24 protein-coding genes and 1 riboswitch are annotated in these 26,049 nt (G+C 61.4%); of the genes, 11 read left to right on the top strand and 13 right to left on the bottom strand.

All coding sequences use genetic code 11. The features are described 5' to 3' along the window. Nucleotides 1-17: 17 nt before the first annotated feature. Nucleotides 18-3,872: a carboxypeptidase-like regulatory domain-containing protein gene (locus tag ESZ00_RS03090; RefSeq protein WP_129206719.1), complete on the bottom strand. Its 3,855-nt coding sequence runs from the start codon at nucleotides 3,870-3,872 to the stop codon at nucleotides 18-20. 437 nt (nucleotides 3,873-4,309) lie between these two features. Here ESZ00_RS03090 and ESZ00_RS03085 point away from each other — a divergent pair, with 437 nt between their 5' ends. The 3 genes from ESZ00_RS03085 (at nucleotide 4,310) to ESZ00_RS03075 (ending at nucleotide 7,383) form a co-directional block, all read left to right on the top strand. Continuing rightward, nucleotides 4,310-5,179: a hypothetical protein gene (locus ESZ00_RS03085; RefSeq protein ID WP_129206718.1), complete on the top strand. Its 870-nt coding sequence runs from the start codon at nucleotides 4,310-4,312 to the stop codon at nucleotides 5,177-5,179. A gap of 4 nt (nucleotides 5,180-5,183) precedes the next feature. Then, the gene (locus tag ESZ00_RS03080) at nucleotides 5,184-5,690 is read left to right on the top strand and encodes a DUF2165 family protein (RefSeq protein ID WP_229740919.1); all 507 of its coding nucleotides are present in this window, start codon (nucleotides 5,184-5,186) and stop codon (nucleotides 5,688-5,690) included. A 118-nt stretch (nucleotides 5,691-5,808) separates the two neighbouring features. After that, nucleotides 5,809-7,383 (top strand): GH39 family glycosyl hydrolase, encoded by a 1,575-nt coding sequence (locus tag ESZ00_RS03075; RefSeq protein ID WP_129206717.1) that lies wholly within the window; start codon nucleotides 5,809-5,811, stop codon nucleotides 7,381-7,383. A gap of 121 nt (nucleotides 7,384-7,504) precedes the next feature. Here the strand turns inward: ESZ00_RS03075 and ESZ00_RS03070 are convergent, their stop codons facing one another. Together ESZ00_RS03070 and ESZ00_RS03065 are read right to left on the bottom strand one after the other, a co-directional pair. Continuing rightward, entirely contained in the window at nucleotides 7,505-7,930 is a 426-nt protein-coding gene (locus tag ESZ00_RS03070; protein WP_204520146.1) for a VOC family protein, read from the bottom strand. 30 nt (nucleotides 7,931-7,960) lie between these two features. Next, on the bottom strand, nucleotides 7,961-8,770 hold the full coding sequence (locus ESZ00_RS03065; protein WP_229740918.1) for a DUF899 domain-containing protein: 810 nt from the start codon (nucleotides 8,768-8,770) through the stop codon (nucleotides 7,961-7,963). A 25-nt stretch (nucleotides 8,771-8,795) separates the two neighbouring features. On the opposite strand from ESZ00_RS03065, the gene ESZ00_RS03060 reads away from it, so the two are divergent. From ESZ00_RS03060 to ESZ00_RS03050, 3 genes are all read left to right on the top strand, one after another. Next, the gene (locus ESZ00_RS03060) at nucleotides 8,796-9,257 is read left to right on the top strand and encodes a MarR family winged helix-turn-helix transcriptional regulator (RefSeq protein WP_129206716.1); all 462 of its coding nucleotides are present in this window, start codon (nucleotides 8,796-8,798) and stop codon (nucleotides 9,255-9,257) included. A 137-nt stretch (nucleotides 9,258-9,394) separates the two neighbouring features. Then, nucleotides 9,395-9,504: riboswitch (SAM riboswitch) on the top strand. Nucleotides 9,505-9,682: 178 nt separating this feature from the next. After that, on the top strand, nucleotides 9,683-10,954 hold the full coding sequence (gene thrC / locus ESZ00_RS03055; RefSeq protein WP_129206715.1) for a threonine synthase: 1,272 nt from the start codon (nucleotides 9,683-9,685) through the stop codon (nucleotides 10,952-10,954). Then, nucleotides 10,944-11,303 carry a MoaD/ThiS family protein gene (locus ESZ00_RS03050; protein ID WP_129206714.1) on the top strand — a complete coding sequence of 120 codons (360 nt, stop codon included), beginning with the start codon at nucleotides 10,944-10,946 and terminating at the stop codon, nucleotides 11,301-11,303. Before thrC ends, ESZ00_RS03050 begins: the two co-directional genes overlap by 11 nt. Before the next feature lie 63 nt (nucleotides 11,304-11,366). Here the strand turns inward: ESZ00_RS03050 and ESZ00_RS03045 are convergent, their stop codons facing one another. Continuing rightward, a complete protein-coding gene (locus ESZ00_RS03045; RefSeq protein WP_129206713.1) occupies nucleotides 11,367-11,582 on the bottom strand; it encodes a hypothetical protein in 216 nt (71 codons plus the stop codon). A 135-nt stretch (nucleotides 11,583-11,717) separates the two neighbouring features. Between ESZ00_RS03045 and ESZ00_RS03040 the strand changes: the two genes are divergently transcribed. Next, complete coding sequence (locus tag ESZ00_RS03040; RefSeq protein ID WP_188590827.1) at nucleotides 11,718-11,966, top strand: GlsB/YeaQ/YmgE family stress response membrane protein; 249 nt, start codon at nucleotides 11,718-11,720, stop codon at nucleotides 11,964-11,966. 244 nt (nucleotides 11,967-12,210) lie between these two features. On the opposite strand, the gene ESZ00_RS03035 is transcribed toward ESZ00_RS03040, so the two are convergent. Next, a complete protein-coding gene (locus tag ESZ00_RS03035; RefSeq protein ID WP_164981325.1) occupies nucleotides 12,211-12,897 on the bottom strand; it encodes a TetR/AcrR family transcriptional regulator in 687 nt (228 codons plus the stop codon). A gap of 111 nt (nucleotides 12,898-13,008) precedes the next feature. Between ESZ00_RS03035 and ESZ00_RS03030 the strand changes: the two genes are divergently transcribed. Beyond that, the gene (locus tag ESZ00_RS03030; RefSeq protein ID WP_129206711.1) at nucleotides 13,009-13,860 is read left to right on the top strand and encodes an SDR family NAD(P)-dependent oxidoreductase; all 852 of its coding nucleotides are present in this window, start codon (nucleotides 13,009-13,011) and stop codon (nucleotides 13,858-13,860) included. A gap of 51 nt (nucleotides 13,861-13,911) precedes the next feature. Here the strand turns inward: ESZ00_RS03030 and ESZ00_RS03025 are convergent, their stop codons facing one another. The 3 genes from ESZ00_RS03025 to ESZ00_RS03020 all read right to left on the bottom strand — a co-directional run bounded on the left by ESZ00_RS03025 (nucleotide 13,912) and on the right by ESZ00_RS03020 (nucleotide 16,955). Then, nucleotides 13,912-14,601, bottom strand: a complete 690-nt coding sequence (locus ESZ00_RS03025) for an energy transducer TonB (RefSeq protein ID WP_129206710.1) — start codon at nucleotides 14,599-14,601, stop codon at nucleotides 13,912-13,914. 59 nt (nucleotides 14,602-14,660) lie between these two features. After that, nucleotides 14,661-14,828, bottom strand: coding sequence for a hypothetical protein (locus tag ESZ00_RS19990; RefSeq protein WP_164981324.1), 168 nt, complete (start codon nucleotides 14,826-14,828; stop codon nucleotides 14,661-14,663). 114 nt (nucleotides 14,829-14,942) lie between these two features. Then, on the bottom strand, nucleotides 14,943-16,955 hold the full coding sequence (locus tag ESZ00_RS03020) for an ArnT family glycosyltransferase (RefSeq protein WP_129206709.1): 2,013 nt from the start codon (nucleotides 16,953-16,955) through the stop codon (nucleotides 14,943-14,945). 170 nt (nucleotides 16,956-17,125) lie between these two features. On the opposite strand from ESZ00_RS03020, the gene ESZ00_RS03015 reads away from it, so the two are divergent. Then, the gene (locus ESZ00_RS03015; RefSeq protein WP_229740917.1) at nucleotides 17,126-17,926 is read left to right on the top strand and encodes a CHAD domain-containing protein; all 801 of its coding nucleotides are present in this window, start codon (nucleotides 17,126-17,128) and stop codon (nucleotides 17,924-17,926) included. 57 nt (nucleotides 17,927-17,983) lie between these two features. On the opposite strand, the gene ESZ00_RS03010 is transcribed toward ESZ00_RS03015, so the two are convergent. Further along, a complete protein-coding gene (locus ESZ00_RS03010; protein WP_129206707.1) occupies nucleotides 17,984-18,439 on the bottom strand; it encodes a GNAT family N-acetyltransferase in 456 nt (151 codons plus the stop codon). A 220-nt stretch (nucleotides 18,440-18,659) separates the two neighbouring features. Here ESZ00_RS03010 and ESZ00_RS03005 point away from each other — a divergent pair, with 220 nt between their 5' ends. Then, entirely contained in the window at nucleotides 18,660-20,204 is a 1,545-nt protein-coding gene (locus ESZ00_RS03005; protein ID WP_129206706.1) for a Ppx/GppA phosphatase family protein, read from the top strand. Here ESZ00_RS03005 and sixA read toward each other — a convergent pair. The 4 genes from sixA to ppk1 all read right to left on the bottom strand — a co-directional run bounded on the left by sixA (nucleotide 20,156) and on the right by ppk1 (nucleotide 25,129). Beyond that, entirely contained in the window at nucleotides 20,156-20,692 is a 537-nt protein-coding gene (sixA, locus tag ESZ00_RS03000; protein ID WP_129206705.1) for a phosphohistidine phosphatase SixA, read from the bottom strand. The two genes, ESZ00_RS03005 and sixA, sit on opposite strands and share 49 nt — an antisense overlap. Nucleotides 20,693-20,824: 132 nt before the next feature. Continuing rightward, complete coding sequence (locus ESZ00_RS02995) at nucleotides 20,825-21,532, bottom strand: class I SAM-dependent methyltransferase (protein ID WP_129206704.1); 708 nt, start codon at nucleotides 21,530-21,532, stop codon at nucleotides 20,825-20,827. Nucleotides 21,533-21,543: 11 nt separating this feature from the next. After that, nucleotides 21,544-22,461: a hypothetical protein gene (locus ESZ00_RS02990; protein ID WP_129206703.1), complete on the bottom strand. Its 918-nt coding sequence runs from the start codon at nucleotides 22,459-22,461 to the stop codon at nucleotides 21,544-21,546. A 487-nt stretch (nucleotides 22,462-22,948) separates the two neighbouring features. Further along, entirely contained in the window at nucleotides 22,949-25,129 is a 2,181-nt protein-coding gene (ppk1, locus tag ESZ00_RS02985) for a polyphosphate kinase 1 (protein WP_129206702.1), read from the bottom strand. Nucleotides 25,130-25,316: 187 nt separating this feature from the next. Between ppk1 and ESZ00_RS02980 the strand changes: the two genes are divergently transcribed. Then, on the top strand, nucleotides 25,317-25,892 hold the full coding sequence (locus ESZ00_RS02980; protein WP_129206701.1) for a hypothetical protein: 576 nt from the start codon (nucleotides 25,317-25,319) through the stop codon (nucleotides 25,890-25,892). Nucleotides 25,893-26,049: the final 157 nt, after the last annotated feature.

Raw genomic sequence — 26,049 nt, 5'->3', positions numbered from 1 at the left:
ATGGTGCGCAGGATGGGTTAGAAGGTGACGCGCAGGGACATCTGGATCTGGCGCGGGCTGCCGATGGTATGGGTCACGTAGCCGAGTCCCGAGGGGCAGTTGTAGAAGGGGGTTGAGGAGGCTGTGCCTGCTGCGCAGGCGGCTGCGGATGGTGCTGGTGTCGTCCCGGCAACGGGGAAGTCGTTGTACCCGTCGTTCTGTGCGACGTTGTCTCCGGGGATGTCGAAGCTGGTGGTGTTGGTGAGATTGAAGACGTCGAAAGTATAGCGGGCAGCAATGCTGTCGGTGATCTTGAAGTTCTTGGCCAGCGAGGCGTCGGCACGCTTCTGCCAGGACTGACGGAAGATATTGCGCTGACCGCTGGTGAAGTTGGTCTCGAAGGTATCGTTGGCGGGGATGGCACCATTCAGCGCGCCACCGTTCAGCAGCGGGATGGTGAAGCAGGTGGAGTCGAGAGCCGGTGTGCCGAAGGCACCCGATTTGCCCGTGTAGGCCTTCTTCGGCGTGCAGCCAGGAGCGAGTGGCACGATGGGATTGGTGATACCGTCGGAGACTCCGTAGTAGATGGAGCCTACTGCGCCTGAGTAGTCGATGATGCTGTAGGGTTGGCCGCTCTGCAGTACAGTGAGGCCCTGAAGCGTCCAGCTGTTGAGTGCGCGGCCAGCAAGGGTATTCTCGCCGAGGAAGGCAGGGCTGGTATAAGACCAGGTGAAGTTGATGACGTGAGTGCGGTCGAAGTCAGACGAAGCGTAACCGTCATGGAGGTCGAGCGGGTTATTTCCGTTATAGAAGAGGCCCATCGCGCTCTGCTCATCGAGCGAGTGAGAGTAGGTATAAGAGAGTCCGCCCTGGATACCATGGCTCAGGCGCTTTTCCACGTGTGCGGTGACCGCGTTATAGGCAGAAAGTCCAGCGGCCTTGTAGGTTTCGGATTCAGCCGAGTAGCCGACGTAAGGAACGCGGAGATCGATGTTGCCGCCTTCATAAGTAGCAAGATAGGTAGTGCCGTCAGCCAGTGTGGCCGGAGAGCAGTTGCAGTATGTATCCGCAGCTGAACCGGCGCTTTGGACCGAGTATCCATAGGTGTAGTTCTGCCCGTTGATCGGGCTGGTGGGAGAAGCGGTTTCGGCCTGATTAAACGGCACCGGAACCACCTGGTGACGACCCACATTGCCGACGTAAGCGATATCGATGGCAAGATCGCTACGCGGCTGCCACTGCACATCGAGCGTGTAGTTGATGCTGTAGGGGAGCTTGTTGGCGCGGTTGTAGTTCGCGAAAGAGAAGAGCTGTGCGCCGTTTTCAATCTCTGAGACAGTCGGAAGATATTTGGAGATGTCGGCTGGATTGCCGCTGGGTGCGTTGGCGGCTGAGTCGCCCCATGGGGTGGAAAGATTGAATGTGCCGCCGCAATCCGAGGCAACGGTGGGCTGCGGATCGTTGGGATTGCACTGCACGGTATTCACGAACGGTGGAGTCTGGTTCACGCCGAAGGGGCCGCCAGTGACTTCGCCCGCGGCATAACCGGGGGAGAGATAGGTGAAGAGCTCACCGCGATCGTAGTAGATGCCGGTGCCGCTGCGCACGACAACCTTGCCGTTGAGTTCTTTCGGCTCCCATGCCAGGCCAAGGCGCGGGCCGATGCCCCATTGGCGGCCGGTGAGCGTCGTGTCACTCACGCCTGCAGTGGGGAACAGCTTATTGTTGCCGGCAACTACGAAGCCGTTGCTGGTCACCTCGTTACCGTCAAAGGCATAGCCTGAAGGATCGAAGTTGAAGATCTTTCCATCCTTCTCGGTGAGCCCGCCGTTCCAGTCATAGCGAATGCCGGCGGTAAGACTGAGGGTCGGGGTTGCCTGGAACTTGTCTTGGATGTAGGCGCCGGCCTGGTTAGCCCGGTAGTAGCGATTCGCATTTCCTACCATGAAGGATGTTGTCGTGTAGTCGGTGTTTTGTGGGGCAAGGTTGCCTTCGAGAAAGTTTCCGAAGTCGGAGGTAGCGATCATGCCCTTACCCGTACGATCGTCGCGTACGTTGAGCTGGGTGTAGGAGTAGCTGCCACCGAAGGTGACAGTGTGCTTGCCGAGTGTCCAGATAGCGCTGGCCGAAGGCATGATGCGGTTTTGAAAGAGGCCGGTGAAGGGGGATTGGGTAAAAGAGCCAGGTCCGATATTCGCGGATGCGTCGTAAACACCGTTCGGGTTGTATGTTGACGAGTCGTTGCCGAGATTGTCGATGATGCTGATGCCCGGGAAATAGGAGCTGCCGAAGGCGCTGATGCCTGCTGCGGCCGGACCGAAGGGCTGCTCATTGACGCCATAAGCTTTTTCGCGAAGAAAGCCGAGTACTTCGGTGATGGAAAGAGCCGGTTTTACAAGCTGGGTGTTATTGAGCGAGAAGACCTGGCTGCCGGTGTCGAGCTTTTGGGTAAAACCGGAGACGTTGGAATAAGCATAGGGCGCGGCCAGCGGATCGTGCTGGTAGTAGTACTTCGCGGCCAGTGTGTCCTTCGACGTGGCGTTCCAATCGAGGTTGGCGATGCCCTGGTCGGCGGTGAAGTAGCTGGTGCCGGGGATGGATGCGTTATACGGGTCGCTCGCAGTGGGAGCGGCGCTGGTCGTCGGCGACGGCATCAGGTACTGGCCGTTCGGCATCTTGTACTGCATCAGGAAGAGAGCGACCGGGCTGATGTCGGCTGCGGTGATGTCGGTTCCGAACTCCTCGTTCGCCACGTTCGCGAGCGCGCCGGCGCTGCGGTCGTCGGTGAGTGCGGCAGGAACGACGAGGCGGGAGATGCCGATCTCCTGGTCTGCAATGTGAACATGCTGATAGGCGACGTAGCCGAAAAGCTTGTCCTTGATGATGGGGCCGCCGATAGAGCCGCCAGCGATATACCGATGCAGCTGCGGTACTTTTTCATCTTCCGGGATGAAGGAAGATTGCTTGAAGAAAAAGGGCGCGGCATTCAGCCAGTCGGTGCCGCGATGGGCGTAAAGCTGGCCATGGTACTTGTTGGTGCCGGTTTCGGTGCTCATATCGATATGCGCACCGGAGGTGGCACCCTGCTGTGCATCGTACATAGAGGTGTTGACGCGGATTTCCTGTAGCGTTTCAGGCGCCGGGCTGGGCAATGCGTTGCCGATAGCGAGATAGACCGATGCCGAACTCTGCTCAACACCGCCGGCTCCGGCATTGCCGACACCGGTGTTGTTGACGATGCGGGCCGATGCCACCTGGCTGGTGCTCTTGCCGTTGAAGAGGTTCGAGGCATCGACGCCGTTCAGCAGGAAGCTGTTCGATGTGTCGCGCTGGCCGTTGGCCCAGATGGGTGCATTGCCCAGGCCGGAGTTGGATCCGGTGCCGCCGGGCAGCTCGGCATTGACACCCGGAGCGAGAATGGCGACACCGGTGAAGCTGCCAGTGGGCAGAGGAACGGCGTCGATCTGCGCTTTATCGAGGATGTAGCCGTTCGTCGTATCGACGGCATTCATCAGCGGGGAAGCTTCAACGGTGACCGATTCACTGGTCTGGCCGATCTTGAGCGAGGCGTTGATGGTCGCCGTGCGGTCGGCCTGCACGAGGATCGAGGGCATCTTCTGCGTCTCGAAGCCGTCATGGGTGATGGTGAGGCTATAGGTGCCGATGGGGAGGCTTGAGAAGAGATACGCACCGCTGGCGCTGGTCTTTACAGAGCGCGTCAGGCCGGTACCGGTATCCACGGCGGTGACGGTGGCATCGGAGATGAGGGCTCCGGAGGCGTCACTAACCTCGCCGGTAATGCCGCCGAGGGTCTGCTGAGCCCAGCTGTTACCGGTGAGCAGGAGTAGACCAAGGAAAAACGAAAGGGCAGATATGCCGAGTCTCTTCAACATCGATGAATGGCCTCATAAGGGAAAAGCTCGCGCCTTGGGAGCGGCTATAGGGTGGACCCGGTGCCTGGCAGGGAGGCCGTGTGGTGAACGACCGTCTTCTGTTCCTGGCTGTCGGAGAATCCGAGGATCGGCAAACGGGCAGCGATCCCGGAACTTGGGAGTGAGCATAGCGCAGACCGGGGCCGATTCTGAAGGGAAAAGCGCAGCTGTCCGAAGTTTGTGTGAAGAGGTCAATAAAGATTTTTTATGAGTGTGAGAAATGTTCCGGATAGAGGCAGGGGCTCTGTTTTTTTGAAACGCGCTGACAGCTTTTATTGCGGCGAATTTGTCACACCGGATAAGGCGAGATCGCAAGTGCCGTGTTCTCTCCGAAAAGGCATCGCACTCCCGCTGGAGCACGTCCCAGTGTCAGGAGAAATGCCTTAGGATGGGCAGACATGTTTCTCTCTCGAGCGAATATCATGCTGCTGCTGGCTGTCCTCCTGCAGCCCTTCTCGCAGCAGCTGGAGCTTTCGCCGGTGTCCACTTCCAGCTCGGACCTGAAGGTGAGCGGCGCGCTGCCGGCGCTGCCCGTGGATGCGGTTCGCTTCATTCGGCGCAGTGAGCTGGAGCAGCTGCCGATGGTGAGCTATCGGGTGACAGACGATGCGAACTTCCCCAGGCCGGTAGAGATTCGCGGCGTACCGCTTGAGGAGCTGCTGCATGCGCTGAATGTTTCGAGTGAGAGCGTGATTGTGGCGGCGGTGTGCGATGACGGTTACGAGGCGCATTACAGTCCGCAATACCGGCACACGCATGGGCCGATTCTGGTGACGCAGGTCAACGGCAAGGAGATTCATGGCGGCACGCGCGCAAGCGACGACGGCGCCTACGGACCGTATCTCGTCTCGCATGCCAGCTTCCATCCGTCCTATCGCGTGCTGGGGCAGGATGAGGAAGCGCAGATTCCCAACGGTGTGGTCGAGTTGCGCATTCTCAAGCAGAAGGACGTGCTGGCGGCAATTGCGCCGCGCGGGCATGTGGCGCCGGGTTCTGAGGTCGAGCAGGGATATAAGCTGGCCGGCCAGTACTGCTTCCGCTGCCACAACGCAGGGGAGTACGGAGGGCATAAAGCGAATGTGCCCTGGGGACAGATCGCCAACGAGGCGGCGCGCGATCCGAAAGGCTTCATGCTGTGGGTGCGGAATCCGCAAGCCGTGGACCCTGCGGCGGAGATGCCGCCGAGCGCGGACTACAGCGAGGCCATGCTCCATGCGGTGATGGCTTATTTCCAGAGCTTTGCTGCGCCTATGGCAAGAAGGAAGTGATGGCATGATGATGCTTCGGCTGGGCAAGATCGTGCTGCTGGCGGCAGTAGCTTTCTTCTACACGCTGGTGGTTTTCAACAACCTCACCGACTACAGCTCGAATTGGCAGTTCGTCCATCATGTGCTCTTGATGGACACGACCTTTCCCGGCAACCACGGCATGTGGCGGGCGCTGCATCCGGCACTCCTGCAGACGCTCTTCTATGACGGCATCATCGTCTGGGAGGCGCTGACCGCAGTGCTTGCCTGGATCGCCGTGGCGAAGCTGTTGCAGGCGTTGCGTGCGCCGGCGGCAGTATTTTCTCGCGCCAAATCGTGGGCTTTTGCTGCGCTTACGGCAGCCGAGCTGCTGTGGTTCGGCGCCTTTCTCAGCGTGGGCGGAGAATGGTTCCTGATGTGGCAATCGAAGATCTGGAACGGACAGGATGCGGCCTTCCGGATGTTCACCTGCATCGGGATTGTCTTCCTCCTGCTGGCGCTGCCGGAGATGGACGACAAGCCGCCATCCTGAACGGTGGCTCGGCGCTTTTTAGGGAAAGAAGAAGCCAGGGATATCGCATGGCTGGTATGCTTCCATCGTTTCGGAAAAGCGATTTTCTAAAGATGAATCGGGAGACGATAGCCTGGCTATGTTCTTGCGCCGTATTGCAGCTTTCCTTGTCCTTGGAGCGCCTCTTCTGGCGCAGAACCCCAGTACCCCCAATCTCTCCGTGCGGGAGATCGCTGTGGATGCAGCGCATAGAACCGGGCCTCACTCGTCTACGCCGCTGATGACCGTAGGCGCGGGCCGCGCCAACGAAGGATTGAGGGCCGACTGGCAGGCGCAATTGGCCACGGTGCAGAAAGAGATCGGCTTTCGTTATCTGCGTTTTCATGGCCTGTTGCATGACGACATGGGTGTCTACGCCGAAGATTCCGCCGGGCATGCAATGTACAACTTCCAGTACGTCGATGCGCTCTACGATGCATTGCTTGCGCAGCACATCAGGCCGTTCGTAGAGCTGTCTTTTATGCCGGCGCAACTGGCAAGCGGGACGAAGACCGTCTTCTGGTGGAAGGCGAATGTGACACCGCCCAAAGACATGGAAAAGTGGAACGGGCTGATCCGCGCGCTGATGGAGCACTGGAAGGAGCGCTACGGAGAAGAGGAGATTGCGCGCTGGTACTTCGAGGTGTGGAATGAGCCGGACTTGGATGGCTTCTGGTCGGGGACACGGGAACAGTACTTCAGTCTCTACAAAAATACGGCTACAGAGATCAAGACGGTATGCGCCGCGTGCCGTGTCGGTGGTCCTGCTTCGGCGCGATGGGAGATAGAACCGGCCTGGCTGGACTTCATTGCGAAGAACCATGTGCCGGCGGACTTTCTTTCGACACATACCTATGGCGTAGTGCAGGGATCGTTCGATGCCGATGGCCATGCAGGTACGGTGCTGGATACGAAGCCGGACTCGATTGTGGGGCGGGTGCGCGACTCGCGGGAGCGGATTGCACATTCAGCCACACCGCAGCTGGAACTGCACTACACGGAGTGGAGTACCAGCTATACGCCTGCCGATCCGATCCATGACCAGTACATCTCGGCGCCCTTCATTCTGGAGAAGCTGAAGGCCGCTTCTCCATTCGCGCAGTCTATGTCGTACTGGACGTTCACCGATATCTTCGAAGAAGCGGGTCCGCGGTTTACGCCCTTTCATGGCGGCTTTGGGTTGATGAACTACGAAGGCATCCGGAAGCCCGCATATTTTGCATACAAATTTCTCGCCGCGCTCGGGCCGGACGATGTGGCGACGAACGATGCCGAAAGCTGGACGACGCGCAAACAGGATGGTTCGGTGCAGGTGCTGTTCTGGAGCTACAAAGCCATTGCTCCTCCAGGGAAGGAAACAAACCAGACCTTCTACAAGCGCGAGCAGCCGGCGCAGACCACGGCTCCTGTGGCTCTGACGGTGAAAGGCTTGAAAGATGGGCTCTACCGGATGCAGGTCTTCCGTGTGGGATATGAGCAGAATGATGCCTACACGGCATATCTGCACATGGGGTCGCCCAGCCAGCTGACGCGTGCGCAGGTAACGGCATTGCAGGCCGCGGCCAGTGGCGATCCGGAGCAGACGGAGGCGATAGAGGTGAACAATGGCAGCGTGGCGGAGCGCTTTTCCATGCGCGAGAACGATGCCGTGCTCGTGGTGCTCACGCCGGAATAGGAATCTGTAACAGGGCGTGGAGGAAAGAATGTACTGCCGTGAGAGTTTGTCGCAGGCATAGTTGCAAATATGGAATAAACAAAGGCTGCCGGGGAGAATGACGCCGGGCAGCCTTCTCTTTTTAGCTTTGCATGGGGCGAGGGTGGAGCACCATCCAGTTAATCCCGAACTTATCGCGCAGCATGCCAAATCGAAAGGCAAAGAATGTTTCCGCTATCGGCATAAAGATCTCGCCGCCATCGGCGAGCGCCTTGTAGATGCGCTCGGCTTCCTCGATGGAGTCGGCCGAGAGCGCAACATAGGCGCTGCGCATGGGCTGATAGCGCGAGGGTGGAATATCGTTGCCCATGATATGCGTGTCGCCCAGGCTTATGCGCGAGTACATCACGGAGTTGGGATCGAATTCACCTGGAGGGGCATTTCCCGGAGGTGCTTCTGCGAAGGTCATCGAGAAAAGCAGCTTTGCTCCGAGGTGTTTCTCATAGTAGCGAAAGGCATCGGCGCAGTTGCCGCCGAAGTTGAGATAGGCATTGACATGCATCGGCATCGTGAGAGGTTCTCCTGAAGGTTGGGCGGGTTATGCGTGCTCGGTACAGCAGGCATGAGGCTTGGGGAGGTTCTCGTACTCGTCGTGCCGGCGAACGAAATCCATGGTGCTCTTCTCGTTGCGGCCCTTGGGCGCGCGGTCGAGGATCATGAGCGTGCCGATCCACTCTTCCGGCCCACGAGCGTAACTGGAATAGGTGTGATAAACATGGCCGTCGTCATCGCGGAAGAAGCTGCTCATGCCGGGCAGCTCGGTATTGTCATCGCTGACAGGAAAAGGAGTTTCGGTGAAGTTGTAGTGGACAGTGCCGTTGGTGCCGGGGCCGGGCAGGAAAGAGACGTGGTAATCGAAGTTGAAATCGTTGCTGTGAGAAGAAACCCAGGGGAAATGCCATCCCATGCGGCGCTTGTAGGCTTCGATCTCCGAGAGCGGAGCGCGGGAGACAGCGGTGAAGGTGACGTCATGATGGTTCAGGTGAGGTAGCGCGCCGTCGAAGTGATCGGCAAGGAAGGAGCAGCCGGGGCAACCTGCGGCCCATCCGGGAGCGAGCATGAAGTGGTAAACGATGAGCTGGCTGCGGCCGGCGAAGAGTTCGGCAAGAGAGCGGCGCCCAGTCGGGGTATCGAAAACATAGTCCTTTTCAACCCTCACCCAGGGCAGGGCAAGGCGCTGGGCGTTGATGGCGTCGCGCAGGTGAGTCTCTTCCTTTTCGCGGGCGAGCAGCGCTTTGCGTGCGGTGAGCCACTCTTCACGGGATACGACAGGGTGAGTTTGCATGACGAACTCCTTGGCGGCGCTGCTGATTTCGTGGCGCAGGATATGGATCTTGCTTGACGGCATACGTTGATATCAACATTATTGAGATATGTCAAAGGCTGCCCGCCCGGCTCCGCGTCCGGTGCCGTTCGAGACCACGTTGCTGGTCCGGGATTGTTGTCTGTGTCTGCATGTGCAACGTGCTGCGCGCGCTTTGGCGCGGCGTTTCGATGAAGTGCTGAGGCCATTGGGGCTGACCAACGGGCAGTTTTCGCTGCTGATGTCGTTGAACCGGCCACAGGCGGCACGGATGGCCTCCGTGGCAGCGCTGCTGGCCATGGATCGCACGACACTGACAGCCGCGCTCAAGCCGCTGGAGCGCCGCGGACTGCTGCGGATCGCGCCGGACCCGGAAGATCGCCGCTCCCGTCTCCTGGCGCTGACGCGCGCAGGAGAGGAACTGCTGGCACAGGCAGTGCCGGTGTGGGAGCGGACGCATGCGGAAGTCGAAGCTCAGCTGCCGCAGGGCGGCGCTGCTGCACTTCGCAAAAGTCTGCTTGAGATCGCTTGATGCAGCGTTGTATGGCCAGGGCTGAAGTCCAGATAAAGGACGGTCGCAGGCAGCAAATATCCACAGGATTTCTTGCATCCGCACGGCCACTGTGGTATCAAATGATTATTCAAGTTTGCTCTTACGAGCGAGCCTGAATTTCATGAAGAGTGGCTGAGGGACGGGCCCTGTGACGCCACGACAACCGGCTTAGGCAATCTAAGACATCGGTGTCAACTCTCTCCTGGGAAACCGGGGAACATGAGATTCGGGGATGCAATGCAGTATCGCATCTCGCCAAATCCCAAAGTGGTACCGGGCTCTTGGTCCGGGTAGTTTGCAGTACCAGATGTTGCAGCAGAGTACGTCACGCATGCCCGTGCATTTGTACCCATAGGGGAAAGCTCCTGTGGTGTCCGTCAGCAGCTCTCGGAATCGAGGGTTTCATGGCGCTTGCCTATGAATTGCGATGTCGGGAATGCGGGAAGACGTATCCAAACACCCCGCTTTCCATCTGTGATGAGTGCTTTTCCCCGCTTGAGGTGTTCTGCGACCTCGAAGCGGCGCGCGGCAGCTTTACCCGCGAGAAGATTGCGCAGGGTCCGGACAGCATGTGGCGTTACCAGGCGCTGCTGCCGGTGCCGGAGGACTACGTCCCGGCAACGCCCTCCGGCTGGACGCCGCTGCTGAAGGCTCCGCGACTGGCGAAGCGGATCGGTGCCTCGAATCTGTACATCAAGAACGATGCCGTGTGCGTGCCGACGTTGAGCTTCAAGGATCGCGTGGTGGCAACGGCTCTGGCGAATGCGCAGGTCTTCGGCTTCGACACGGTGGGATGCTCCTCGACCGGTAATCTGGCGAACGCAGTGGCCGCAGGCGCGGCGCGGCTGGGTCTCAAGACCTACATCCTGGTCCCGGCGGACCTGGAGCCGGCAAAGATTCTGAATACGCAGGTCTATGGTGCGAACCTGGTGCGCATCGACGGCAACTACGACCATGTGAACCGGCTGTGCTCGCAGATCGCGGAGCGCTACAACTGGGGCTTTGTGAATGTGAACCTGCGCCCCTACTACGCCGAGGGCTCGAAGACGGTCGGATATGAGATCGCCGAGCAGCTGGGCTGGCGCCTGCCCGACAACATCGTGTGCCCCATGGCCGGCGGTTCGCTGATCACCAAGATTCGTAAGGCTTTCAAGGAGCTGGTTGCCCTGGGCCTGGTGGAAGATAAGGAAGTGCGCTTCTTCGGAGCGCAGGCGACGGGTTGCTCGCCGATTTCGACGGCGGTGAAGAACGGTGCCGATCACATCGAGCCGCAGCGCCCGGCAACCATCGCACGCTCGCTCGCGATCGGCAATCCCGCAGACGGTGTCTACGCGGCGCGCGCCATCCGCCAGAGCGGCGGCTGGGCCGAGGATGTCTCGGACGTCGAGATCGTCTCCGCAATTCAGGAACTGGCCGAAACCGAGGGTATCTTTACCGAGACCGCGGGCGGCGTGACTACGGCAGTGACCGCGCGGCTCTACGCGCACGGCCGCATCAAGCCGGATGAGCTTACGGTATCCGTCATCACGGGCAATGGTCTGAAGACGACCGACGCACTGACGGGCGCATATGAAGTGGAGCAGGCGGTACGTCCGCGGCTCTCCGATTTCGAAGCCTACATCGATCAGAAGACCGCCAGCGGTGAACTGGCTGGGGAGGTTGCAAGTGTCCGTTAGAGTTTTGTTGCCGAATGCCTTTCAGAAGCACACCGATGGTGCCAAGGAACTGAAGTCGAGCGCGCAGAATCTGCCCGAGCTGATCACCGAGATCGAAACCACCTTTCCCGGCCTGAAGACGCATCTGCGCGACGAGCAGGGCAATGTGCGCCGCTTCATCAACTTCTACGTGAATGAGGAAGACATCCGCTTCCTCGGCAACGAGAAGTACGCTTTCCAGGATGGCGATGAAGTGCTCGTGATCCCGTCGATCGCCGGCGGCTGCTGCGCGCAGGGCGAATCGCGCTTCGCGCCCGAGCAACTTCGTTGCTGCTCCTACTGTGGGCAGGAAGAGTGTCTCTGCTACTAGGCGTTCTCCGCATTGGAAACGGCCCGCTTCGGCGGGCCGTTTTTCTTTTGAGCGAATAGCGGGTTACATCCGAGGCGTGCGCCGCGGCAGGTCGACGCCATAGGCACGTTCCGAGCCCTCGCGGATAACGAGGAATGACAGCAGTGTTCCCGGGAACCCGAAGATAAACGAGAGCACGCGCCACGCAATGCTGGAATGCGCCTGGGCTCTCATCCCCGCATAGCTCGCGTTGGCAAGCACCCAGATCGCGCCGACTCCTTCCGTGCTTCCGTTGACCATGCAGCTCTCCTTTTCACCGGATAGAGGACCGATTCAGCATAACTGTAAATTGCCTGTTTCGACGCATTTCATCCTTGACGGCCGTGGAGATGGCGTGGAACGCTCATCGCCTCCCCCGGAATCCCAGGAGGTGGAATGGCTATCTTATGGTGGGTCATCGTCGGTCTGATTGCGGGCTGGATCACCGGCAAGTTAATGCGTGGCGAAGGCTATGGGACGATCATGGATATCGTCATCGGTATCGTCGGTGCGGTGATCGGCGGCTTTATCATGCGGGCGCTCGGTTTTGCAGGCTCCGGAGGCATGATCTACACCATCGTGGTCGCGGTTCTGGGCGCGGTGCTGCTCACGCTGTTGCTGCGCCTGTTCACCAAGGGACGATGACTGCTGCGCGCAGCAGCGAATCGCCTTCTGCCCGCGCTCCCGTTGGTCGCCAGCAGGGAGAGACAGCCGCATGGCGCTCCATGTCTCGATCTTGAGATGTGAAAAGTACGCACGGCTAATGTGTGAGAATGCGTGCTCATAGGCCGGCGCGTGGTAGCGCCGCCTCATAGAGAGAAAGACCAGTCGGAGATGCCGGCGCGGCCCTGTCGCTCATGCAGGGCCGCGCTGCTGCACGCAAGGCGGCTCAGGATTTGCCGTGGACAGCTTTCTTCCGCGTGGTGCTGTTCCTGCGCTCCGGGTACAGGTGTTCGATCACCCGGGGTAGCTCCTTCTTCCTGAAGTCGCGCGCGTTGGCGTTGCGAAAGAAGTGGACAGCCTTCTCTTCGAGCACCAGGGAAGCGAGTCCATGCAGCGTGGCCATGCCGCAGAGGATGTCGGCCGCGTCCTCGAAGCGATTCATATCCACATCGTTCTTGCCCTGGTAGGTGAGGATGGCCTGGCTGAGCCTTCTTCCCGATTGCCGGGGGAACGAGGCAAAGCGCGGGTCGCTGCGATCGACGAGATCGTTGCGGAACATCAGCCGGAAGTGCCCGGGATGGTCGAGCGCAAAGTGAATGAAGGCAAGGCTCAGCGCGCGCACCTCGGCAACCGGGTCGTCGGAGTGCCCAGCCTTCTGGATATAGTCCTCTAATCGCTTGTAGGCGAGCAGCGCGACTTCGGTGAGCAGTCCTCGCGCATTGCCGAAGTGGTGTGCCGGAGCACCAGGGGAGACACCGGCCCGCTGTGCGGCTGCGCGCAGGGAGAAAGCCTCAATACCGCCTTCGGCGATGATCGCGTCGGCAGCCTGGATAAGCGCGGTGCGCAGGTCTCCGTGATGATACGTCGACCGTTTTCCCGGTTTGCGCTCTGCCTGAATCTTGACAGTGTTCAAATAGACGGATACCTTCAAAACTAGTTTGTTTCACGTTAGCACTGGGAAGCAGTGTGCCGGCAATCTGAACGTTGTTTAAATAATCGGGCGGAATATTCAGGAGAAGAATCGATGAGCAGCAAAGTATGGTTGATCACCGGCGCCTCGCGTGGCATGGGGCGTATCTGGGCCGAGGCTGCACTGAAGCGTGGCGACAAGGTTGCGGCCACGGCGCGTAAGGCTGCCGATGTGGCCGATCTCGCGGAAAAGTATGGCGATGCGGCCCTGCCGCTGGCGCTGGAGCCGACGGATGCCGCGCAGGTGGGTGCGGTTGTGGAGCAGGCGCACGCGCACTTCGGCCGTCTGGATGTGGTGCTGAATAATGCCGCGTATCCGCTGATTGGCACCATGGAAGAGGCGGGCGATGACGAGGTGCAGGCGCAGTTCGACACGAATGTCTTTGGCCCGCATCGCGTGATCAAGGCTGCGCTGCCGCTGCTTCGGAAGCAGGGCAGCGGGCACATCATCGGCGTTTCGAGCACCCTCGGTGTGATTACGCTGCCGCTGATTGGCTTCTACTGCGCTTCGAAGTGGGCCTTTGAAGCCATGCACGAAAGTCTTGCGAAGGAAGTGCGCGGCTTCGGCATTGACGTCACCATCATCGAGCCGGGAGCCTACGCCACGGAGTTCGGCGGACCACAGTCGGGCAAGCGGGCTCAAGAGCTCGAGGTGTATGCTCCGGTGCGCAAACAGGTCTATGAAGGCCTCACAACGATGGAGCGCGGTGATCCCAGGGCAACGGCAGAAGCCGTGCTGAAGCTGGTGGACGCGGAGCATCCGCCGCTGCGGCTGATGCTCGGAGACAAAGGGCTGCCCCAGACGCAGGCGGTTTACGCAGAGCGCCTGGCGACGTGGGAGGCATGGAAGGATGTTGCGGATGCGGCGCAGGGTGTGTCTGTGAGGATGTCGGACAGCGCGCACTGATGCGAGGTGATTGCAGAAAGTAAAGGCTCGCTTCGGCGAGCCTTCCCGCGTTTACGCGTGGTAGCGCGGGCTCATGGGAAAGACCAGTTCGGAGATGCTGGCCACCGGCGCGCCGTTGCGCGTAGCAGGATGAAAACGCCAGCTGCGTACGGTATCGAGGACAGACTGATCGAGGCCGTTGCCGAGGCCGCGAATGAGCTTTTCGTCCAGAACGAGTCCATCGGCGCTGACGTTCACATCGACAACGATGTTGGTCTCATTGGCAGGCAGCAGCGAGCGGTCTCCCACGGGCGGATTCGGGGAAAACGTGGGCCATGCAGGCGTAGCGTCTGCGTCCGATTCGCCATTGCCGATGAACTGGGTGTGTGTCTGCGAGGCTCCGGCGGAGGCAGCCTGCAGTTCGCCTGTCTTTGTTGCGGAAGGTGTGGCCAGTGCCGGTTTCGCCTGAGCTTGCAGCAGGTTCTTACGTGAAGCCTGCCGCGCTGGCGAGACAACGGTCTTGCTCGTAGTGTGCTGCTGCGCGGCGCCGATGCCAACGCCAGCATTCCAGTAGAGCACGGTAGCGTGGCCGCCGCGTGTGCGCACGGTCTGTGGCTTCCAGACTGGCCGTGCGGCATAGAGAATCACGAGCAGGACAAGAACGTGCGTCAGCAGCGAGAGTGCAGAAGCGAGCGAAGGCTCCGCGGAAAGCCGTCGCTTGCTCGCGTTTGTTGGCGTGTCTTCGTTCGCGCCTGGGTTCATGCCGTCACCTTGCTTTCAGGATGCGGCTGCTGCGCCGAGATTGCAATGGTAAAGCTGCGTCAGGCGACGCGGCGAGGTGTGTTCGGGGTCGACGAGATTCCAGGATAGGTCTTGTTCTGCGAGGGCTTGGCGGCGGGCAGCGACCCATGCTGCGGGGCTCCGCAGAGGGTGCAGGGTCCGCTTTTGGGGGTGATCTCGGCTCCGCAGCAGGCACAGAAAGCAGCCATAGGATTGATCCTCCTATGTATTGGACGAAGCAATTGGAGAATTGGATTCGCAGAGTCTGTCATAGAAAAAAAGGCCGGCGAGAATATCCCGCCGGCCCTTCGCATCGCGCGTGGTTATTGCGTTGGTCTGTCTGTGTAGAGCGCTTTGTCTGACAGCTCCTGCAGCAGGTAGAGATGCCCCTTGAGCATCTGCTCGACATGCGGCCGCAGGTCGCCGCCGACGAAGAGGAACTTGCGCGGTCCGGTGCCCCACATCGGTAGAAATTCCGAATCGGTGAGGAAGATGTGGGGTGCGTCCGGATAGTCCGATCCCCAGATCATCGAGGAGCCGAAGTTGCCTTCGAAGTACGAGGACTGGCCATGGACCAGCAGCGCCTGGCGATGGGTGTAGAAGATCACTGAAGAGGCGTCGGCCTGATCGCCGTAAATGATGAGCTGCGAGGCATCCTTCGGCTCACCCGCCGTCATGCGATTGATCGTGTCAGCCATGGCGCGCGAGGAGAGCATCGGTTCGAAGCGGAAGAATGCGATGTGCGCGGCGATGAGAAAAACGGCGGCGGTGAAGCCGATAGTGACCGTGGATTCAAAGCCGTGGCCGCGGCGGCGCAGGAGCCATGCGGCAAGCGGGCCAAGGAGCAGCGCAATGGCTGCGATCAGAGCAGGCTCGCGCAGCGCGGCAAACGACGGTCCGGTGAGATCGAAGAGGTGCGAAGTCGCGAGTGAATAGTCACCCACGCCGCGATGCGCCAGCAGCGTGCCGATATCCGAGACAAAGGGCAGGTTGCGCGAGGTCCAGAGCCCATAGCCGAGAGCGGCTGCGGCAAGGATGCCAATGATCGCGAAGAGCGCATGTGCGCTCGAGAGCCAGCGGCTCGAGGCCGTAACCCAGCGATTATCTCCCTCGGGAGCGTCCTCGATCGAGGCCAGTGCGCCCGCAATGATCATGAGGATCGGCACCCAGGCTGGCCAGGTGTAGTACTCCTGGTTGGTCGAGATGGAGAAGAAAACCAGGATGAAGCCTGCGTAGATCGAGAGCAGCAGGTTGGTGCGGGCGCGGAAGCGGACGCGCGAGGCCAGCGATGAGGCGTGGTGCGCCGTCATGCGCGGATCGAGAAACTGGATGGTATTCGTCGCGTCGTAGCGCAGGTCGGCGTTAAAGATGCTGCGGTTGCGCCAGGCGCGGATAAGGGTCGCCGGGAGAAAGAGGCTCCACGGGAAGAGCCAGGCAATCTGGCCGAGCCAGAAGGCAAGGAATGACTGCTTGTTGTAATCGTGCGGATACCGCTTGCCGAGGAAGCGGAGGAAGTGCTCGTTGATGAAGTAGAAGTAGAGGAAGCCGTGCACATGGCCGGGCGAGGGAACATTGCCGGAGGGGTTGCCGTGGTCCGGATTGCGCAGCGCGGCCATCACGTGCCACGGCGCGGCAATCGCCAGGAAGAGCAGCAGGCCGGTAACCGGGCGCAGCTGCCGCCACTTGCGCCACTCGCCGCTGATGGCAAGGTAGGGCAGGAAGGCAGCGAAGCAGAAGACCGGGGCGATAAGTCCCTTGGCCAGCGTGGCGATGGCCAGCGCAGCCCACGCCATGTAGATCAGCGAGGGCCTTCGCAGTTCGAGGCCGGTGAGGAATCCATAAAGCGCCAGCGTGATGAAGAAGGTCAGCAGGGCTTCGGGGATGAAGAAGCGTGTCCAGAGGAAGACGCCAACCGAGGTAAGCACCGCAAGCGCGGCGTAAAATGCAGCCCTGTCCCCATAAGCGCGCCGTGACCAGACCCAGGCCAGGATGGCGCAGGCGAGCACGCCGAGGGTGATCGGCAGATGGGTGGCATAGACATTGAAGCCGAAGAGGTGATAATCGGCGGCTGCCAGCCAATAGGGCAGCGGCGGCTTTTCGAGATAGCGGATGCCATTGACATAAAGCGTGACCCAGTCGCCGGAGACCGCCATGTGCTGCGCGGCGTTGGCGTGGGTGGCGTCGGCATCGTCCAGAAGCGACGGCGTGAAGAGCGCGACGAAGTGAACAGCGAGGAAGACGAGGACGAGCAGCGTCCAGCTTTTGACAGGCGAGGTGTAGAACGAACGTTTGTCGTTGTCTACAGGGTCGTGACCGGAAAGGGATGGGTTCGTCATTGCGTTCATCGGGGCATTCATCGGGCTCAGATGCTCAGGATATCAGCCACGGCAGCACTTCCAGACGCAGGAATCGGCGGAGCGGAGGCAGGGACGCGGCACGGCTGCGAGCGCTTGCTGCGAAGCTCGGGGAGAACCTCGAGGTGTGCGCCCAGGAGAGTGAGCCGAAAGTGGAGGCGGTCCATCAGGTGCGCACCGGCACGCGCCGCATCGAAGCGCTTCTGGAGGCGTTGTGGGCGGCCATGGCGCGCCGCCCTGCCGAATGCGAGCCCGCGGCTGGCGCCCAGGAGAGATACGAAGAGATGTTTGGCCGCTGGCGGGCCCTGCTCAGAAAGGTGCGCCAGGCGGCAGCGCCGGTGAGAGATCTGGATGTGCACCGGAAGCTGCTGGGTGGCCTGATCGAGCGCTGGTCCGCGGCCGACTCTGGTCCGGAGGCCAATCTGCATCAGCAGGCCGGGCATCTCGATGCGTGGCTGCGGTCGCATCGGGCCAGAGCAGCGCGGCCGCTGGGCCGGCGCGCAGCGAAATGGGCAGGCAAGCTCGACAGCCTGGTGACGGCAACGTCGGAGGCGCTTGCGGGGCTCCCCTTGCCTGCAGGTGCGCGCCGCAGAAATGCAGGCGCCCGCACCGCCTTAGACGCCTTCGCCCGGCTCTCGGCGGAGATCGAGCTGCTGCACGGCGAAAATTTGCACGATTTTCGCAAGGGCGCGAAGAAGGCACGTTACATGGCCGAAGCCGACGGTGCGGACGCGTATGCGGGTGAGGTCGGCAAGGCCATCAAGCGTGTGCAGGATGCGATCGGAGACTGGCACGACTGGGAGATGTTGGCCGAGGAGGCGCGTGAGGCACTCGGTGACGTCGAACTGGCTGACTATCTTGCCGGAGCGCGCGACCGGCGCTACGCAGAGGCTGTGCGGATCACGCAGACCATGCGCGGACGGCTCATGGGGGAGTGGCGCTCCATCGCGTAGGCTGTACCGCGGCCCGCAGGAGCGGAGGTCGAAGGCGATTCGCCCTCCGCGAAGCAGTTAGTCCGGCAAAAGCTCCATCTGGAAGCTATACCCGTGCCGGGTGAAGCCCAGCGAATCGTAGAAGCGGTGCGCATCGAGACGCTTGAGATTGCTGGAGAGCGTCAGTTTGTAGCAGGAGCTCTCCCGGCACTGCTCCAGCGCATGCCGCATCATGGCGCGGCCAATGCCTTTCCCTTGATAGTCCGGATGCACCGCCACATCTTCCACAATGGCAGACTTCCGGCCGCGCTTGGCCATGTTGTCCATGATCATGAGCTCGTAAGTCCCGGCGACGGCCTCATCGATAAGGGCAACGAAGACGCGGAAGTAAGGATAGGTCCTCAGCAGTGCCAGGTGTTCGATCGCTTCGTCGGCCGTGAAGTTCGTCTCATCGCCGATCCCGGAGACGGTGTACAGCTCGAGGATGGCGGGGATGTCCGCATCGCAGGCCTCGCGGATGAGCAACTCATGCATGCTGCCGATAGTCTATCGTTTCCTCTTCGCCGGACCAGTGCCTATCCAAACCGGAATGAGACAAGAGGCACTTTAAAAAAAAGTAGGAATCTCCACTCGCGACCAAAGGAAGCGGAGGCGCGAAGCGCGATCGCCAGGACGGCCAGTCCCGCAGCAGTCGTGTATCTTTCAACTTAGAAAAATTGTTGTGCGAATTTCTCTCCGGGGCTGATGTGCAGTGATGCAGACCTTTGCGGCGATTGATATTGGATCGAACTCGTGCCGTCTGAAGATTGCGCGGGTGGTGCAGCATCGGCTGCGTGTGGTGCATGAAGACCGCGAGGTGACGCGGCTGGGTGGCAGCGTCTTCGAGACCGGCCTGGTCTCGCCGGAGTCGATGGCGGCAACGCTGCGCGCGCTCAAGCGCTTCTACAAAGCGGTGCAGGCGCACGGAGCCGACCAGGTGCGTGCCGTGGCTACCGCGGCCATGCGCGATGCGCGCAATGGCCGGGCCTTCCTCGCCTGGGTGCGCGATGAGACCGGCTGGGAGGTGGAGATCATCTCCGGCCTCGAAGAGGGACGCCTGATCCATCGCGGGGTCATGAGCCATGAGCCGGGCACCTCCGGCCGGTGCATCCTGATCGATGTTGGCGGCGGCAGTTGCGAGGTCTCGCTCTCCGATCATAAGCGGCTGATCGAGACCATCAGCCTTCCTCTGGGCGCGGTACGGCTCACGGAAGAATTCCTCAAGACCGATCCGCCGACCAAGGAAGAAATCGCGCGGATGAAGCAGTTCATCGCACGCGAGTTGCGCCGCGCGTCGCGGAAGATCAGCGGCGAGCGCGTGCCGCTGGTGATTGCCACCTCGGGTACTGCAGCGGCGCTCTCTGAGGCAGGCCGGACGCTCGTCGCGAAGAGAACCGTGAAGAGCAAGACCTCCGTCGCCGGCGATATGACGCCAGTGCGCGAGGTGCGTCGGCTTACGGAGAAGCTGACTAAGATGACGAACGAGCAGCGCGGCGCCGTTGAGGGGGTTGGGCCGCGCCGGTCGGAGATCATCGTCGCCGGTGCACATGTTTATGCGCAGCTGCTCGAGCACTTCGCGCTGCCGGGCTTCCGCTACTCGGCGATGGGGCTTCGGGACGGCATCTTGGCGCAGATGCTGGCCGAGCAGGACTCCCGGACGACAGCGCACCGGCAGTTTGAACAGGATCGCTGGGCAGCAGTGCTCGAAACCTGTGGGAAGTACGGCGTGGAGCCGAAGACCGCCGAGCCGGTGCGGCAGCATGCGGCGCAGCTCTTTCATGATCTGCTGGCCGTGCATCAGCTTCCCGCCGAGTACGAGACCTGGCTGGAAGCGGCGGCGATGCTGCGCGATATCGGCAAGTTCATGAACTACCAGGGGCACCACCGGCACGCCCAGTACATCATCGCCAACTCGGAAATTTACGGCTTCAACCCGGTGCAGCGGGTGATCACTTCCGCTATTGCGCGCTACATCGGCAAAAGCCGGCCGGAGCCGCAGGGCAGAACGATGCGCCAGGTGCCTCCGGAAGAGCATGAGAACGTGAAGCGGACGGTCGTGCTGCTGCGGCTGGCCGTGGCGCTCAATCAGGACCGCGCCAGCGATGTCCTGAAGATGCGCGTACGGGTCTATCCCAAGCGGATTCTGCTGGAACTGAGCCCGGGAAGAACGGGTGCGGAACTGGAGCTGTGGTCGCTTCGCAAGGAAGCCGACTACTTCCGCGAAATCTTCCGGCGCGAGCTCTTCGTCACCCTGGTATAGACCCCGCGGAGAATACGCGGGTCGACCAGCCAGTGCAGGATGCCGGGTCGCCGGGTGTAGTCCACGCGGGCGATGGCGCCCTTGCGCATGCGGATGCTGGGGCGTCCCGAGCTGAGTCCCGATCCCAGCAGGGAGCCGAGAAGCTGGGGCAGATTCGGGTTATGGCCGACCAGCAGAACATTTTCATAACCCTGAAGACCGGCAATCATGGCCTCAAATTCGGTCAGCGTGGCATCGGGGGCCAGCTCATCGGCCACCTGGATGCTGCCTTCGTAGCCGGTTTCGTTGCCGACCAGGGCGGCAGTCTGGAGCGCGCGCTTGAGCGGGCTCGAAATAATCAGGTCAAAATGGACCCGCAGGGCATTGAGGTAAGCGCCGACCAGGATGCACTGCTGCTTGCCTTCCCGGTCGAGTGGACGCTTGACGTCAATGATTGGATTGGCGCGGCGGGTGCCGGCGCTGGCATGGCGAAGAATGTACAGGTTCACGGGGGCTTTCTGTCGCGGTGCGATCCTTGGGTTGTGCGATTTCTATAGGACGCGCGGCAATCTATTCATCTTATTGTAACAATCCTCCGGTCTTCCCAATGTTAATTTCGCGCGCTTCTATGTCTTTTTCCATCAATACGTTAGCGGTTTCGTGGAGGCCCCTGCAGGGGTTGTCCACCGCTCACTCATAAGCAGTCCGGCGAGCCAGGTGCAGCGATCGAGGAGAACAAATCCGGCGTTCCGCAGCGCCTCGGCGTGGTCGGGTAAGGTGCGCGTCTGGAGGCCGGTGATGACCCTGAAAGCCAGATAGAGGCTCCGGACGACGATCCGGGCTGGGATGCGAGCTGCCCCGCCGGGAAGGGCGAAGTCAGAGACGATCCAGCAGGCTCCCGGAGCCATACGGAGGCGCAGGCGACGGGCAAGCGCCTCGATCTCTGTGGTCGAAAGACAATCGAGGCAGAAGTGCGTGGTGACCAGGTCGTAGTCCGCCGCGGGAGTGAAGCATCGGATGTCTTCGCAGTGAATGGTGAGGCGAGAGGCGTTGCCGTCGCGGGCCGCCCGGCGACTCTGGCGGTCAAGCATGGCCGGGCTGCTGTCGACAGAGAGGATGCCAAGGCCGGGATTCTGGCGAAGCAGGCGGGCGAGAAAGCGGCCGTCGCCATCTCCGAGGATGAGTGCATGCCGGGCTGCGGTGACCGATACGTCGCGCAGCCGCGCATTGCGGCAGAGAGCCAGCCATGGGCCGAAAGTAAGGTATTCCAGCCAGCGATAAAGCCGGGCGAGGCGGCCGAAGCCATCGCGCTGGGAGTGCTCATCCTGGACAGGAAGGGATGGAGGCATCGGCAGGGCGTTTATCGAAGCATCGGCAGGATGAGCAGCGGAGTAAGCAGAACCGCATCGGCGGCGATGCGCAGAGGGAGCACGGGCAGGTGGTGGTGACGGCGGTGGAGCATCGCGAGCAGCGCGGCGGCAAGAGCCTGAGCGAGAAAGAGCGCGGCGGAGCGCGGCTCCCTTTGCAAAGCGCAGAAGGCTGCGGCGATCAGGCCGCCGGCAGCCAGAGTGATCGATACGGGCGCGAGGTGGCGCTGGAGCCATAGGGTGGTCCCGTGCAGAGCTGTTGTGGATTGCATCGCCCTGTCGCTCTCCCAGGTCTCAATCGCCGCGCAATTGAGCCAGCAGAGACCGGCGAAAAGAATCGTTGCGGCGGCGAGGAGCGTGACGCTCTGCATGGTGTGCGGAATCCTCACCCAGGCGGGGACGGCGGTGGCAAGGGCAAAAATGAGCGCGACGGCGAGTTCTTTCGGAAGTCTGCGGCGGATGGCCGCACCTGGAACATGCACAGCCGTGAAGTAGGTAAGGGTAAGGGCGAACAGCGCGGTATCGTCGCGGCGGGCGGCCGGGCTCATATGGAAGGCAATGAGCCAGAGGAGCAGCGCTCCGGCTGGGATGGCAGCGGCAAGAAAGGCTGGGCGATGGCGGCGGCTGAAGTGGTGGCGATCGCGCAGGATGGCCGTATCCCGCAGGCCATCGAGCAGGCGGTCAGCGACATAGAGCAGCCACGTTCCCGTGGCGAGCAGGAGCGGTGCAGTCAGAGGCGGATGTACGCCGAGGGCGCGCGCCAGGCTCCAGGACCAGAGTGCGGCAACTGTGGGTGCGTCGAGCGAGAGCAGATGCCACCATGCCGGAAGCGCAGCGAGAAGCATCGCCAGACGTGTTGCAGGAACCGGGCGGCGACGGGAGAGCGCGGGCGCGGCAGTCGTCGAAGACACGCAGGAATCCTACTAGATCCGGGCTGGGGTTTAGAACAGCGTCCCGGCATCGGAATAGCGGCTGGACTATGCAAGCCTCCGTTGCATGGGTGTGGGGACACTCCGCTCCGGTAGGTTTTCCGAAGAGTTTAATAGGCTTTATTGTTTAATAATTTCTATTGATCGATGACATTCGCCCTCTCAAGCCGGAAACAGGCTCGAGAGGGCGAGGTAGAGGTACTAGAGCCTGTTATGAACTTTCCCGCGGCGGACGCTGGGCGCCAATTTTTCTGAGGTCGAGGAGCGAGTTGCGACGGATATCGGGTTATCTCCGAGCAGCGAGCGACGAAGAGATCGGGAAAATTGGCCCCAGCCCTTCGGGTTGCGGGGAAAATCGGCCCATACTTCGTTGTCGTCCTCGACTTGGAGTAGCCAAGCCTTCGTCCTCCGCCTCGTCTCGGCCGATTTTCCCGCGCAACGCCGCTCGCGCGAAAGTTCATAACAGGCTCTAGTCCGCTGCGGCGTTTTTTGCGCGCTTGGCGGCGGCTTTTCTGGGTGGTGCCAGGGGGACGGCCTCCACCGGGCCTTCAGCCGGAGGAATATCGGCTGCTGTGGCCTTGCTCTCGGCGACGCGGATGAAGAAGTCCTGTGCGCTGAAGGGCGCTAAGCCCGGGATGAGGTCGCGCAGGTGCGGGTAATCGCCGGAGGGCTGTAGGCGGCGTGCCTTGACCGTGTCTGCGAGATAAGCGGAGAGGATTTCGTAACGCAGGCGGTGGCGAATCTGTGCGTCGCGGACGGGGAAGACCACCTCGCAGCGCTCGAAGAGATTGCGGGGCATCCAGTCGGCGCTGCCGCAGTAGACCTCCTCCTCGCCGCCGTTCAGGAAGAAGAAGATGCGGCTGTGCTCGAGGAAGCGGCCGACGATCGAGGTGATGCGGATGTTCTCGCTCAGCCCCTTGACGCCGGGACGCAGCGAGCAGATGCCGCGCACAATCACATCGATCTGAACGCCGGCCTTCGAGGCGTCATAGAGGGCGTTGATGACCGAGGGCTCGAGCAGCGAGTTCATCTTGGCGATGATGCGCGCGGGGCGGCCGGCCAGTGCGTGCTCGGTTTCTCGGTGGATGAGGCTGATCATGCCCTGGGCCAGTGTCAGCGGGGCCATCATCAGGGGTGAGTAATCGTCGGACTCCGAGTGCGCGGTCAGGTAGTTGAAGACCGAATGCATGCGCGCGGTGATGTCAGGGTCCGAGGTGAGCAGGCTGATGTCGGTGTAGAAGCGCGAGGTGACCGGGTTGTAGTTGCCGGTGCCGAGATGACCGTAGCTGCGCACCACGCCGTCCGGATCGCGGCGCACCAGCAGCGCCAGCTTGCAGTGCGTCTTGAGGCCGACGATGCCGTGGAAGACCTGCACGCCGGCGTCTTCCATTTCACGCGCCCAGCGGATATTCGAGGCCTCATCGAAGCGCGCGGTCAGTTCGACGACCACCGTTACTTCCTTGGTCTGCGCGGCTTCGGTCAGCGCCTGGAAGATCGGCGAGTCGGCGCTGGTGCGGTAGAGCGTCTGCTTGATGGAGACGACGTTCGGGTCCTTGGCCGCTGCCTGGATGAAGCCCACCACGCCGTCATAGGAATCGTAGGGGTGGTGCAGCAGGATATCGCGGTGGCGCAGCTCGTCGAAGAGGTCTTCCGACTTGCGGTTCAGGCGCAGCTCGCGGGCGACAAAGGGCTGGTCCTTGAGATCCGGGCGCGGTGTGGCGCTGTAGAGGTTCATCAGCCGCGAGAGATTGACCGGATGGTCGGTGAGGAAGACCTGGCTCTCATCGAGCTCGAAGTTGATGCGCAGCCGCTCGATGATCTCCGGTTCGGCGTTCTGGTCGATTTCAAGGCGGACGGCATCGCCCTTGCGGCGGTTATGCAGCTCGGCGCGGACGGTTTCGAGCAGGTTGCGCGACTCTTCTTCCTGGAAGTAGAGGTTGCTGTTGCGGGTGACGCGGAAGGCGGTGCGGGCGAGGATCTCATAGCCGCGATACATGCTGCCCGCGTTGCGCTCGATCAGGTCATGCAGGAAGACGAAATCATGCGTGCCGCCGTTGGACGGTAGCGGTACGAGGCGCGGCAGGGCGCGAGGCACGGTGATGACGCCGAGCACCGGCGCAGTCGAGGACTTGCTGCGCTTCGAGCGCAGCAGCAGCGCAAGGCACAGCGCCTTGTTGAGCACGCGCGGGAAGGGATGGCGCGGGTCGATGGTGATCGGCGTAAGCAGCGGATCGGCTTCGCGCTGGTAGAACTCGGTGGCAGCCTTGCGGGCGGTCTCGTCCATCTCGTCCCAGCTCAGGACGCGGATGCCGGCCTTGCGCAGTGCCGGCTGCAGCTGTTCGTTCCAGCAGTGGCCCTGCTCGGCCACGAACTCATGCATGTCCTCATTGATGGCGGCGAGGGTCTGTTGCAGGGTGGTGCCGTCCGGGGCGGTCTCGGAGTAGCCGTCTTCGATGCGCTGCAGCATGCTGGCCACGCGGATCTCGACGAACTCATCGAGATTGCTGGCCGTGATGGCGAGGAACTTGACGCGCTCGAGGAGCGGGTTGGATTCGTCCTGGGCCTCTTCGAGGACGCGGCGGTTGAAGCTGAGCCAGGATTCATCCCGCCCGAAGAAGAGGCTTTGCTGTGTGTCGCGTGTCCTTGCCATGAGGCTATGTCCCTGCGCAGTGCGAGTTTATACGACCAGCTATATACCAGCTACAGATGCCGGGGGATGAATGGGATGCGAAAAGTGAGGGTGAAAATGGGAATGCCCGAAGGCCTGACAGTCTCCCGGACGGTTGACGCGTTGCGGGGAGTCAGTAAGGATAGAGGGTACGCTGGAGGTTCTATCGATGATCGACAACGACTGTTCCGGTTCGGGTCTGGCAAAAGCGCAGGATGCGGCTGTGGAGCTTTACCAGCTGGCAGCCCTGCTGCTGGGCAGACAGGCAGACGCGGTAGCGCTGGTAGAAGAGGCTTTCGCGGGTGTGGAGATTGATCCCTGTGCACAACAGGAGGTAGCGGCTGGGCTGGTGCGGGAGCGGCTGCTGGAGTCGGTGATGGCGCGGATGGCGGCCGAGGACCCGAAGGGGTTTGTGGCACCGGCGCCGAATGACCATGCGCAGGGCAGCTGCATCGAAGACGACGATCTCTCCGCGGCGGGTCTCACCCCCGCGCAGCTGAGCGAGATGATCGGCGGCTCAGGACGCGAGGAGATGCGGGCGTGGCTGGAACAGCTTCCCGCAGCGCAGCGGGCAATCTTTATTCAGCGTGCTGTTCTGGGTCGCGACAACGCAACCACTGCGGCAAGCGTGACCGGTTCGGGCGGCGGATCATGGACCGCGCAGCAGGTGAGCGATACCTACCGGCAGGCGCTGTGCTCCCTGGCCAACTCTCTGGTGCATGCAGCGGTCAAAGTTTCGGCTTAAAGTTTTAGAGTTTCTGTTTCGACGGGTCGGCCCTGCATGCCCCCATACTGAAGACTGGCTTCCCGGAACGGAAGCCGGTCTTTTCCACTTCTGGGGCGCCGGCACACGATGGTTTCAGGGAAACCCGGAAGCGGGCCGGGAACCGGACGCAAATTGT

Source organism: Silvibacterium dinghuense (assembly GCF_004123295.1).
In the GTDB taxonomy this organism is placed as follows: Bacteria; Acidobacteriota; Terriglobia; order Terriglobales; family Acidobacteriaceae; genus Silvibacterium; species Silvibacterium dinghuense.
Note: the sequence above shows the minus strand (reverse complement) of the source record. Positions and strands in the feature narration are given on the sequence as shown.